The following is a 12,951-nucleotide window of genomic DNA, read 5'->3' as shown; positions in this document are numbered from 1 at the left end:
CCTTTTGTTACTTAATACAAAATAGGGGTTTTTATGGAAAAAAATAAAAAAAGTTTGCCACTACTTATACTCATGTCGTGTATAACTTTAATGGCAATATTATGTGAACTTATGCCAACTAGTTTTTTACCACAAATAGGAAGCGTGTATGGTATAGGTATATCAGAAACAGGTAGATTAGTAGGTATCTATGCATTAGCATCTGCTATTTTTGGAATACCTTTAATTTCATATACTGTTTCGTGGAATAGAAAAAAACTATTAACTATACTTCTAATAGGTTTTTCTATTTCTAATTTAATTGTAGGTTTTGCACCTTCTTTTAATGTTATGCTATTCGGTAGACTATTAGGTGGACTTTGTGCAGGAACACTTTGGCCTATGATAACAGGTTATGGAATAAAATTAGTTAATAAGGATGAAGAAGGAAGAGCAGTTACAATAATTATGTCGGGTATAACAATAGGAATGTCTGTTGGATTACCTATTATGACTATTATAGGTAATCTTTTAAGTTATAGAGCAATATTTTTAATATTAGGAATTGCTTTACTTTTAATAGCTCTTTTATGTTATTTAAAATTACCTGATATAGCAGGTGAAAAAAAGGATAAAAGTAATTCAATTCTTACCATGCTTACAAATCCAGGTGTATTTTTAGTTATTGTCCTAACATTTTTAGGAGTAGGTGCAAACTATGGAGTCTACACCTTTATTACTAATCTAATAAAAGATACATCATATCCTAGTATTGCAACAGCACAGTTGTTTATAGGGATAGGGTCAATAATTTCTGTAATTCTAACTATGAAATTTATTGATAAACATCTACACCTTATGGTCCTAATTTTGTTTGCAATAACAGCAGTAGTATTTCTAGTATTTATCTTTAATAGAAATTTAATAGTATTACATACATTGTTCTTCTTATGGGGACTAGAATTTGGATCATTAAGTAGTATATTTCAAACTGCAACAGCCCATCAAGTTACAAATGGAGTTGAAGTTGCTAATTCATTACAATCATCATCATTTAATTTTTCAATTATGATAGGTTCAACAATTACAGGATATTTAGTTGAAAATAGTGGAGTAAGAGCAATACTACTTTTTGCAGTTGTATTATCAATTATAGGTTTTGTTATTTCAGTTTTAAATAAGGAAAGATTTAAAGTTAATTGATAAGTTGACAATAATAGATATTTGTAATATAATAAGTATGTTAAAAAAATAACTAACTAGGAGGATTTGAATTATGGTTAATGATATTCAAAGTTTGAGAGAACTTATGAGTAGAGTTAGAAAAGCTCAAGAAATATATTCAACATTTGATCAAGTAAAAGTTGATAAGATTTTCAGAAAAGTAGCTCAAAAAATTAATGATGAAAGAATAACTTTAGCAAAACTTGCACATGATGAAACAGGAATGGGAGTTGTAGAAGATAAGGTTATAAAAAATCATTTCGCATCAGAATACATCTATAATAAATACAAGGATGAAAAAACTTGTGGAGTTTTAGAAGAAGATAAAGCATATGGTATTAAGAAAATTGCAACACCTATAGGAGTAATTGCAGGGGTTATACCTACAACAAATCCAACATCAACAGTAGCATTTAAAGTATTATTAGCACTTAAAACAAGAAATGCTATAATAATATCACCACACCCAAGAGCAAAAAATGCAACTATATACACAGCTAAAATAGCATTAGAAGTTGCTAAAGAATATGGAGCTCCAGATGATATTATTGGATGGATAGATGAACCTAGTCTAGAATTATCTAAAGAATTAATGGCAGAATCAGACTTAATTTTAGCTACAGGTGGTCCTGGAATGGTTAAGAGTGCTTATTCATCAGGTACACCAGCTATAGGAGTTGGATCTGGAAATACACCAGTAATAATAGATGAAACTTGTGATATAAAGATGACTGTAAACTACATCCTATTATCTAAGACATTTGATAATGGTGTAATATGTGCATCTGAACAATCATTAATAGTAGATAAGAATATATATGACAGAGTTAAGAGTGAATTCCAATTAAGAGGAGCATACTTCTTAACTGATGAAGAAAAAAATAAATTAAGAAAGACATTATTTAAAAATGGTGTAGCAGGAGCATTAAACCCAGAAATAGTTGGTAAGAGTGCATATGCAATCGCAAAATTAGCAGGATTCGAAGTTCCTAAATTAGCTAAGGTATTAATTGCAGAAATAGAAAAAGCAACATTTGATGAAGAATTAGCACATGAAAAATTATCACCAATTTTAGGAATGTATAAATCAGAAGGATTCGATGAATCAATAGAAAAAGCAGCAGCTTTAATTGAATTAGGTGGATTAGGACATACATCAGTTATGTATGTAAACCCAGCTGAAAAAGAAAAGATTGAAGTATTCGGAAGAAGAATGAAAACTGGAAGAACATTAATAAATATGCCAGCATCTCTTGGAGCAATAGGAGACGTATTTAACTTTAAATTAGAACCATCATTGACATTAGGTTGTGGATCATGGGGTGGAAACTCTGTATCAGAAAACGTTGGAGTTAAGCACTTATTAAATATTAAAACTATTGCAGAAAGAAGGGAAAATATGCTTTGGTTCAAAGTTCCAGAAAAGATTTACTTTAAGTATGGATGTTTACCTCAAGCACTAGAAGAATTAAAAGGTGAACATAAAAAAGCAATGATAGTTACAGACAAGACTTTAGCTGAACTAGGTTATGCAAACCATATTACAACTGTTTTAGAAAAAATAGGAATAGATTACAGAATATTCTCTGAAGTTGGTGTAGATCCTACTTTAAGTTGTACAAGAGAAGGAGCTAAATTAGCAAGAGAATACCAACCAGATGTAATTATTGCATTAGGTGGAGGTTCTGCAATGGACGCTGCTAAGATTATGTGGGTACTTTATGAATATCCAGATATTAGATTTAAAGATCTTGCAATGAGATTTATGGATATAAGAAAGAGAATATTTGCATTCCCTAAGATGGGTATAAAGGCTAAATTCATAGCTATAGCAACATCAGCTGGTACAGGATCTGAAGTAACACCATTCTCAGTTATAACTGACGATGAAACTGGAATAAAATATCCATTAGCTGACTATGAATTAACACCAGATGTAGCAATAAATGACCCAGAATTAATGTTAACAATGCCAAGAGGATTAACAGTAGCTTCAGGTGTTGACGCATTAACTCACGCAATTGAATCATATGTATCAATAATGGCTACTGAATATACTAAACCATATTCATTAGAAGCTATTAAATTAGTATTCCAATACTTACCAGAATCAGTTGCATTAGGAGTAAAAGCTGTTAAGGCTAAAGAAAAGATGTCTAACGCTTCATGTATAGCAGGTATGGCATTTGCTAATGCATTCCTAGGTATAGTTCACTCATTATCACATAAATTAGGTGGACAATTCCACATACCTCATGGTATCTGTAATGGTATGCTATTAACAGAAGTAATTAAGTACAATGCTACTGATGCTCCAGTTAAGATGGGAGTATTCCCTCAATACAGATATCCAGATACTAAGAATAGATATGCAAAAATAGCTGATTTCTTAGGATTAGGTGGAGAAACTAGAGAAGAAAAAGTAGAAAAATTAATTAAACACATAGAAGAATTAAAAGAAAGAGTTGGAGTACCTAAGACAATTAGAGACTGGGGAGTACCTGAAAAAGACTTCTTAGAACATGTTGACCAAATGGCATTAGAAGCATTTGATGACCAATGTACACCAGCAAACCCTAGATACCCACTAATTTCTGAATTAAAAGAAATTTATCTAAGAGCTTACTATGGTGCAGAAGAATATGAAAAAATGTATGATATGACTAATGCACATGAAAAGAAAGAAACAAAAAAGAAAAAATAATATAGAAAAAATACTAGAACAATGATTCTAGTATTTTTTTTTTGGATATAGTATAATTAATAAAAGTAGGTGAAAAATGGATATTGATGAAAAAATGATTAAGGCATTCAGTAATAGAGTAAAAAAAGAGTATGAAGAATTTGTGTATGAGGGTATAAATGTTTCTAAGATACGTTCTATGGTAGGAGGGTATAGTAGCATTGATTTAGCACCAAATATACAAGTAAGAAAAGAAAAAAATGTATATATATACTCAAAAGGTCAGACAAATAGGGTCATATTCTCAATACATGGTGGAGGCTTTTATGCTGGAGATGTAACTTTTATTCAAAATTGTAATAAATACATAGCGAATAACACCAACATAGATGTTATATCAATAGACTACACACTAGCACCTACAAAACAATATCCGTATATAATGTACGAAATATATGATACAATAAGGGAAAATATAGGAAAATATGGTTATACAACAGTATATATATCAGGGGATAGTGCAGGTGCAATGTTGGCACTAGATGTAGTGCTATTAAATCCTAACATATTTTCATATGTTTTTATGTATTACCCAGTTATACAAATAGAAAAAAGAGCTAATTGGAGTATAAAAGAATATAACCTAAAAGAACCTTGTACTTATGCAAAGGCAAGTATAATGCAACTTAAATATTCTATAGACACTATGAAAAAGTTGTATCTCTCCAAAGAGTATGACAAAGATTCTATGTATATTAATCTATTAAATATTAAAAAGGAAGACTTTATTAAATTACCTAAAATATTAGTTGTTAAGGCTGAATATGATTATTTTAACTTAGATATAGATGATTTTTGTAATAAGTTTAATATAGAGTGCATAGAGTATAAAGGAATGGGGCATGGCTTTTTAGAAATTTTGGGCTATGTTGACAGTGCAAAAGAAGTATTAGATGAAACAATAAAGAGGATAAAATGAAAGTTTTAATAGTAAAAAAAGATGGTATTAAAATAGAAAAAGAACTAGAAATATTAAAAGAGTATGACATACAAATTGTAGACGAATATCCAGAGTATATACTAACATTTGGTGGAGATGGAACAATATTAAGGGCATTAAAATATGCAATAAAGTATATGGTTCCGATATTAGCTGTAAATTTTGGAAGAGTTGGATATATGGCTGACATAGATAGTAAGTATTTTAGAACTAGAATAGAAGAGCTATTGGATAACAACTTTAACTTAAGTAAGAGATACTTATTAGAATGTAGTATAAATGACAAGAAATACTATGCACTAAATGAAATAGCATTTAAATTTGATAGGGTTGGAGAATTAGTCCTATATGACGAAGACAAGGAAATTAGTGGATTTAGAGGCGATGGACTTATCATTTCAACTCCAACAGGATCAACAGCTTATGCAATGTCAGCAGGTGGTAGCATTATACATCCTAGTGTAAAGGTTATGAATATTGTTGCAATAGCACCTCAATATCTAGGAACAAGACCATTAATATTGCCAGAAAAAAATCTAGTAGTAAAATCAAATGCAAAAATATATATAGATGGTAAGCAAAAATCACATTTTTGCCCCCAAGTTAATGTGAAATACTCTGATAAATATGTTCAATTAATAGAACCAAAAGATAAAAATTTTTACTATATACTAAGAAAAAAACTCGATTGGAGAGGTAAAAAATGAAAAGAATTAAAATGCTTTTAGTGCTATTACTTTTATCATCATGTACAAGTTTGACTATAAAGTCACTGGATATATTAAGTAATGATATAGTCCAAGATAAGGATCAATTTTTAAAAAATATATTGTATGCATATAGCTTAATTGAAACAATAGATAAAAAGTATGGCTATACATTGGTGCCGTATAAGTATAAAGATACACTATTTTTTAACTACAAGAAGAAGGATAGTAAAAATGTTTTAGTTTATGTACACGGAGGAGCATTTTACATTAGAACGATAAATAGTTTTTACTATACAATGAATGAAAAGATTTTAGAAAATTGTCCAAAGGATTATGAAATAATATTGTTGGATTATAAGGGGTTAAAATATCCTGAACAAAATAAGGAATTAGAAAATGTACTAGATTATGTTCAAAAAAGATATGATAGAATAGTTTTAATGGGAGATAGTTCAGGAGGTAATTTAATATTATCTCAAGTTTTAAAAAGAAGAGATGAACACAAAAAGTTACCAGATGGACTAGTACTATTATCACCATGGACAGATTTAACTAATACGGTAAAGAGTAGAAAAGAAAATTTCACAAAGGATGTACTATTTGGTAAGACTTATCCTAAACTATTATTGAATAATCCATATATAGAAGATGTAAAAGATAAAACTAATCCATATATTTCACCAGTGTATGGAGATTATCATAATTTTCCTAAGACATTAATACAGTGTGGAAGTACAGAACTTTTACTAGATGATTCAAGAATAGTTTATGAAAATATGAAGGAAAATAAGGTTGATGCTAAACTAGAAATATATGATAATATGGTTCATGTATTCCAATTATTCGGTATATTCGATAGGACAGATGAGGCATTAAAAAATGTATCAAAATTTTTAGGAGGGATATATAAGTGATAAAGAAAATATTTTTAATAATTTTCCTAAATTTTACCCTGTTATCTTGTTCAATATTAAAGATTACAGATATATTAATTAATAATGTCATAACCAATAAAGAAAAAGTTATAGATATATATGATACAGTTGATAAATTAATAAATACAGTAGACTATAAGCCAGGGTATAGTATAAATGCATACAAATTTAGAAATACCGTCTTTTATAGATATAGAAAAAAAGATAGCAAAAATGCACTAGTTTATGTACATGGTGGAGCTTTTAGAGTTGAGTATATAAAGTCAACATATTTTAAATTTAATGAAAGAATACTCGAAAATACAAAAAATAGCAATTATGAGATTCTACTTGTAGACTATAAGGGTAAAAAATATCCTAGCCAATCAATAGAAGTTAATAATGTCATAGACTATGCACTAAATCATTATGATAAAGTAGTAATAATGGGAGATAGTTCTGGAGGAAATTTAATACTATCAACACTTTTAAAAAGAAGAGATGAGAATAAACCTTTAGTAGATGGTATAGTTCTTTTATCACCTTTTACAGATTTGAGTAATAAGGTAAAAAGTAGGGTTAATAAATTTGAAGATGATGTCTTATTCGGTGTAAGTTGGCATCCAAGATATTTAAATAATAATCCATATGTAAGTGAAGTTAAAGATTTAACAAATCCATATGTTTCCCCAGTATATGGTGATTACTATAACTTCCCTAAAACATTAATACATTATGGTGCAAATGAAATATTGAGTGATGATTCAATATTAGTGTATAATAACATGATAAAAAATAATGTAGATGCAAGAATAAAAGGGTATAAGAATATGCAACATAATTTCCAATTATTTAATATATTTAAAGAAACAAAAGATTCGATAAATAAGATTTCAAGATTCTTGGAGGAAATATATAATGATAAAAGAGTTGACGATAAATAATTTAGCGATAATAAAGAATGTGCAAATGGAGTTTGATACAAATTTCGCAGTAATAACAGGTGAAACTGGAGCAGGGAAGTCACTAGTATTAGATGGTATATCCTTACTATTAGGAAAAAGATCTAATGTAAATGACATAATGAAAGATTGTGACAGTTTAACTGTTGAGGGTGTTATTGAAATAAGTGATAATTTAAAGTCTAATTTAGAAACACTTGTAGATGATATAGATTTTAGCGATAATGAATTAATAATATACAGAAAAATTACAAAAGATGGTAAGACAAAGATAAATATAAATGGCAAAAGAGTAACATTAGCAACACTAGCTAGTATTACAAAACAAGTAGTTGATATAGTTGGTCAACATGAAAACCAATATCTATTAGACAGATCATATCATTTGTCTTTACTTGATGAATTTTTACCTAATAAAATTAATTTAAAAAGCATAGTTAATAAGATACATGATGTTAATAAAAAAATTGAAGACTTAGAAGAAGAAAAGAAAGCTATTTTAGAAAAAAAGGACTTATACGAATTTAGTATAAATGAAATTTCAGAATTAGACCTATACGAAGGATTAGATGAAGAATTAGAGTATAAGTATAAAAAAAGCTTTGACATAGGTAGAATAACAGAAGCACTAAGTATATTACAAGGTAATCTAAATGAGAAGATATTGCCTAGTTTAAAAGAATGTATAAGACCACTACATGGAGTAAGTGAGTATGAAAATATACAAGAGCTATTAGAAAAAGTAGAAAGTGCTAGAGAATTACTAAATGAAGTAGATTCTGAAATATATATTCCAGAAGAAGAAGATGATATAGAAGAAATTAATGATAAATTAAATAAAATTAACAAATTAAAGTTTAAGTATGCTGGAAGTATTACTGACATCTTGAAGTATAAGAAAGACTTAGAAGAAAAATTAATTAATTTTGAATATTCAGATGAGAATATAAAAAAGCTTAAACAAGAAAAAGAAGAATACATAAAAGAATATATAGAAGAAGCACAAAAATTAAGCGAGTTTAGAAAAGATTTTTCTAAAAAATTAGAAGAAATGGTAAATACTGAGTTGAAAGAACTAAATATGAAGGAAGCTTCATTCAAAATATACTTTAAAAACAAAGATGGATTCTATACCTCAGGTATAGATGATGTAGAATTTATGATAAGAACAAATAAGAATCAAGATTATCAAAAATTAGCTAAGATAGCATCTGGTGGTGAAATATCAAGAATAATGTTAGCATTAAAGATAGTATTTTCTAGGGTTGATAAGCTTGAAACTTTAGTTTTTGATGAAATTGATGCAGGTATTTCAGGACAAACTGTTAAGCTTGTAGCTGATAAGTTAAAACAATTATCAAATAACGTTCAAGTCATATGTGTAACACATTCACCTAATATAGCAGCAAAAGCTAGAGAACAATTTATGATATACAAGAAAAATTCAGAAACAAAGATAAAAAAATTAAATTCAGAACAAAGAGTACAAGAAATTGCAAGAATAGTTGCTGGAGATAATATTACTAGTGCCTTAGTAGAACACGTAAAAGAAATGATGAGTGAGTAGAATGGATAACGAAAATCTAGTATATGTAAATGAATTTTTAGATTATCTTAGACTAGAAAAAGGTAGTTCAGAACGCACTATAGAAAGCTATAGGACAGATTTAAAGACTTTTTTTAAATTAGTAGATATGAAATACAATGTAATACAAAAAGATGATATATATGGATATATAGAAAAGATAAAAGGGATATATAAGTATAATTCTACACAAAGAAAGATATCATCACTAAAGTCTTTCTATAAATTCCTATACACCAATAGATATATACAAAAAGATCCAACTAATACTGTGCGTTCTATGAAAAAGAAAAAAAGACTTCCTGATATATTAGATGAAGATGAGTTAAAAAGACTAATTGATACATACAATCATGAAGCTAAAAATGTTAGGGATAGAATTATACTAGAATTATTAATAGCAACAGGTGCTAGAATATCAGAAATAATTAATTTGGAAATTAAAGATGTAGAAGATAGTGAATACAAATTTATTAGAGTTCTAGGTAAGGGTAGTAAGTATAGATATATACCAATATACCCAAAAATGGGAGAAATATTAAAAGAATATATATACAAAGAAAGAGAAATGCTTTTAAATGGAAAAAGAGATTTTAAAGTTTTTCCTAAAACAACTAGACAAGGCTTTTATATAAGCTTAGTTAAACATGCAAAGATGTGTAATATACAAAAACATGTACATCCCCATATGATAAGACATACAGTTGCTACAATATTATTGAAAAATGGAGCAGATATTAGAACTGTACAAGAAATATTAGGTCACGCAGGTATAACTACTACAGAAATTTATACTCACGTAGAAAAATCAAAGCTAAAATCTATTTATGATAGAATACAATTGGGAGAAGAAGATGAAGATAAAGATATTTAAATATTTAGGTAATGAATCAAATATACAAATTTCTATGATACTATTCATACTAACATATATATTATCATTTAAGTTTGATATATTTAAGATACTATTAATTTTATCTAGTATACTTTTAAGCTATATTTTAATTAAGCTATACTTTAAAGAAGGTAAATTTATACTTTTACCCTTCATTTTCATAACGTTAGATATATTAGTTTTATCATTTTTTAAATTTGGGATTTTACATTTAATAACATATGTATTGTCGATAATAGGAATAACATATAGTGAATATAGGAATTTTAATAATAATGGTATATATGACTCTATTGAACTTAGTGTTGTATACACAATATTAAAATTAATAATATTTATTAGAATGTTTTTTAGATAAAAAGGAGGAATAACTATGAATTATTTAGTCCTTATAGGAATAGTAATAATAGTAGTAGGATTTAGTTTGAAGCTAGATGTATTAGCAGTAGTTCTACTATCAGGAATAGTTACAGGCTTATTAGCCAAAATGAACATATTAGAGATATTGAGAATAATTGGTAAGGCGTTTATAGATAATAGACTTATGTCAATATTTTTCATATCATTACCAGTAATAGCATTGCTTGAAAGAAATGGACTAAAAGAAAGAAGTGCAAAACTAATATCTAAATTAAGTAATGCAACAGCAGGTAAAATTCTTAGTATCTATATGGTTATAAGAACAATTGCATCAGCATTATCAATTAGAATAGGTGGGCACATACAATTTATACGTCCATTGATATTACCTATGAGTGAAGCAGCTGTTGGAAGAGAATTAACTGAAAAAGAAAAAGAAGAATTAAAAGGATTAAATGCAGGAGTAGAAAATTACGCTAATTTCTTTGCACAAAATATCTTTGTTGGTTCAGCAGGATTACTATTAATCCTTGGAACATTAAAAGAAGCAGGTATAGAAGTAACACTTAAGGGCCTAGCCTTTTATTCTATCCCTATAGGTATAGTTACAGTAATTTTAGCTATAATACAATTTGTATTATTTGATAAAAAGATACAAAAGGGAGGTAAAAAGTAATGAAAGTTATTTTATCTGAATTAATGTATGTGCTGTGTGGAATAGTATGTATACTAACTGGGTTTAGAGGCTTAAAAAATGAAAAGAATAAGATTACTACCTTCCTATTTTGGAATATTTTAGCTATTACTTTTATCTTTGGTAAATATATTCCTTATGAATATACAGGTATACTTCTTATCGTTCTAGGGATAATAACAGTAACTAACAAATTAACTATGGGACAATTTAAAAATGTTAGTGAATCTCTTAGAATGGCTAATAGTGAAAAATTTAGAAATTTGATCTTTATACCAGCATTAGCAATAGGTATAGCTTCATTTTTACTATTACAATTCAAGATACCATCAGTAATTAGTATAGGTGGAGGTTCAATAATAGCAATAGTCTTAGCATTAATAATATTCAAACCAAATGTAGGGGATACAGTAGAGGATACAACAAAATTAGTAATGCAAGTTGGAGCAGCATCACTATTACCTCAACTTTTAGCAGCCTTAGGTTCAATATTTACAAAAGCAGGTGTAGGAGATGTAATATCTAGCTTAGTCTCAACTATTATACCCCAAGGGAATATAGTTTTAGGTGTAATAGTTTATGTAATAGCTATGGCAATATTTACAATGATAATGGGTAATGGTTTTGCAGCATTTTCAGTAATAACTGTGGGTATAGGTATACCTTTTGTTATTAACCATGGTGCTAACCCTACAGTAGTAGGTGCATTAGGAATGACAGCAGGATTTTGTGGAACTTTAATTACACCTATGGCAGCTAATTTTAATATAGTGCCAGCATCAATTTTAGAAATGAAGGATAAATACGGAGTTATTAAAGCACAATTACCAATAGCATTAGCACTAATAGTAGTACATATATTATTAATACTTGCATTAGCATTTTAATTTAAAAGGGGGAATACATAGATATGAAGATATTAGTAACAGGGTTTGATCCATTCGGAGAAGATAAAATTAATCCTGCAATAGAGTCTGTAAAAAAATTACCAGATGAAATTAAAGGAGTTAAAATTATTAAATTAGAAATACCTACAGTATATATGAAATCACTTGAAAAGATAGATGAAGCAATAAAGGAATACAATTCAGATGTAATATTATCAATAGGGCAAGCAGGAGGTAGACCAGATATTACTGTTGAACGTGTAGGTATAAATGTAGATGATTATAGAATAAAAGATAATGAAGGGAATCAACCCATAGATACTAAAATATATGACGATGGAGAAAATGCATACTTTTCAAATTTACCTATAAAAGCAATAGTTGAAAATATTAGAAAAAATAATATACCAGCATCTATTTCAAATACAGCAGGTACATTTGTATGCAATCATGTCCTATACGGAGTACAATATTTATTAGACAAAAAATATCCTAATAAGAAATCAGGATTTATACATATACCATTTTTACCAGAACAAGTAATAAGTAGACCTAATACACCATCTATGTCTATTTCTACAATAGTAAAAGCATTAACACTAGCATTAGAAGCGATAATAGAAAATGGTAGTGATAAAAAGATAAGTGGAGGTACAATATGTTAGAAAAGTTATTTGTTTATGGATCATTAAGAAAAAAAGGGTATAATCATCATTATTTAGAAGGTAAGGCAAAATATTTAGGAACTTACTATGTTAGTGGTGAGCTATATACATTAAAAGATAAGAGATATCCTGCACTTTTAGATAGCGATACAGAATATTCAGTAGGTGAGCTATATGAAGTTATGGATGATTTTAAAGAAATGGATGAACTTGAAGGATATGATGAAAAAAATCTAAAAAATAATGAGTATAATAGAGTAGTTGTAGAAGTGTATGATAAGAATATGAAAAAGATAGATGAAGCATTTATGTATAAGTATAATATGGATAAGGCTAAAAATCCTGAAAGATTAGGTAAAAAAATAGAGGGTAATGACTATATAAGCTAGGCTT

The 12,951-nt window shown here is 28.2% G+C and carries 13 protein-coding genes; all 13 read left to right on the top strand.

Annotated features, from left to right (window positions below):
* The first annotated feature begins 33 nt into the window (after positions 1 to 33).
* Complete coding sequence (locus tag IMK15_RS01765) at positions 34 to 1,182, top strand: MFS transporter (RefSeq protein ID WP_192941667.1); 1,149 nt, start codon at positions 34 to 36, stop codon at positions 1,180 to 1,182.
* 73 nt (positions 1,183 to 1,255) lie between these two features.
* Positions 1,256 to 3,907: a bifunctional acetaldehyde-CoA/alcohol dehydrogenase gene (adhE, locus tag IMK15_RS01760; RefSeq protein ID WP_192941666.1), complete on the top strand. Its 2,652-nt coding sequence runs from the start codon at positions 1,256 to 1,258 to the stop codon at positions 3,905 to 3,907.
* Positions 3,908 to 3,983: 76 nt separating this feature from the next.
* Positions 3,984 to 4,865: an alpha/beta hydrolase fold domain-containing protein gene (locus tag IMK15_RS01755; RefSeq protein ID WP_192941665.1), complete on the top strand. Its 882-nt coding sequence runs from the start codon at positions 3,984 to 3,986 to the stop codon at positions 4,863 to 4,865.
* Positions 4,862 to 5,593, top strand: a complete 732-nt coding sequence (locus IMK15_RS01750; protein ID WP_046329049.1) for an NAD(+)/NADH kinase — start codon at positions 4,862 to 4,864, stop codon at positions 5,591 to 5,593. The genes IMK15_RS01755 and IMK15_RS01750 overlap by 4 nt, the downstream gene beginning before the upstream one ends.
* Positions 5,590 to 6,510, top strand: coding sequence for an alpha/beta hydrolase (locus IMK15_RS01745; RefSeq protein ID WP_192941664.1), 921 nt, complete (start codon positions 5,590 to 5,592; stop codon positions 6,508 to 6,510). Before IMK15_RS01750 ends, IMK15_RS01745 begins: the two co-directional genes overlap by 4 nt.
* Entirely contained in the window at positions 6,507 to 7,454 is a 948-nt protein-coding gene (locus tag IMK15_RS01740; RefSeq protein ID WP_192941663.1) for an alpha/beta hydrolase, read from the top strand. Before IMK15_RS01745 ends, IMK15_RS01740 begins: the two co-directional genes overlap by 4 nt.
* Entirely contained in the window at positions 7,429 to 9,039 is a 1,611-nt protein-coding gene (recN, locus tag IMK15_RS01735) for a DNA repair protein RecN (protein WP_192941662.1), read from the top strand. Before IMK15_RS01740 ends, recN begins: the two co-directional genes overlap by 26 nt.
* A gap of 1 nt (position 9,040) precedes the next feature.
* Positions 9,041 to 9,931 carry a tyrosine-type recombinase/integrase gene (locus tag IMK15_RS01730; protein ID WP_192941661.1) on the top strand — a complete coding sequence of 297 codons (891 nt, stop codon included), beginning with the start codon at positions 9,041 to 9,043 and terminating at the stop codon, positions 9,929 to 9,931.
* Complete coding sequence (locus IMK15_RS01725; protein ID WP_046329045.1) at positions 9,912 to 10,310, top strand: hypothetical protein; 399 nt, start codon at positions 9,912 to 9,914, stop codon at positions 10,308 to 10,310. The genes IMK15_RS01730 and IMK15_RS01725 overlap by 20 nt, the downstream gene beginning before the upstream one ends.
* A gap of 15 nt (positions 10,311 to 10,325) precedes the next feature.
* Positions 10,326 to 10,988, top strand: a complete 663-nt coding sequence (locus IMK15_RS01720) for a 5-oxoproline transporter, DUF969 family subunit (RefSeq protein WP_046329044.1) — start codon at positions 10,326 to 10,328, stop codon at positions 10,986 to 10,988.
* Positions 10,988 to 11,893: a DUF979 domain-containing protein gene (locus IMK15_RS01715; RefSeq protein WP_192941660.1), complete on the top strand. Its 906-nt coding sequence runs from the start codon at positions 10,988 to 10,990 to the stop codon at positions 11,891 to 11,893. The genes IMK15_RS01720 and IMK15_RS01715 overlap by 1 nt, the downstream gene beginning before the upstream one ends.
* Positions 11,894 to 11,916: 23 nt before the next feature.
* Positions 11,917 to 12,558 carry a pyroglutamyl-peptidase I gene (pcp, locus tag IMK15_RS01710; protein ID WP_192941659.1) on the top strand — a complete coding sequence of 214 codons (642 nt, stop codon included), beginning with the start codon at positions 11,917 to 11,919 and terminating at the stop codon, positions 12,556 to 12,558.
* Entirely contained in the window at positions 12,552 to 12,947 is a 396-nt protein-coding gene (locus IMK15_RS01705; RefSeq protein WP_192941658.1) for a gamma-glutamylcyclotransferase, read from the top strand. Before pcp ends, IMK15_RS01705 begins: the two co-directional genes overlap by 7 nt.
* Positions 12,948 to 12,951: the final 4 nt, after the last annotated feature.

The sequence above is a fragment of the Sneathia sp. DSM 16631 genome (assembly GCF_014892235.1).
GTDB lineage: Bacteria > Fusobacteriota > Fusobacteriia > Fusobacteriales > Leptotrichiaceae > Sneathia > Sneathia vaginalis.
Note: the sequence above shows the minus strand (reverse complement) of the source record. Positions and strands in the feature narration are given on the sequence as shown.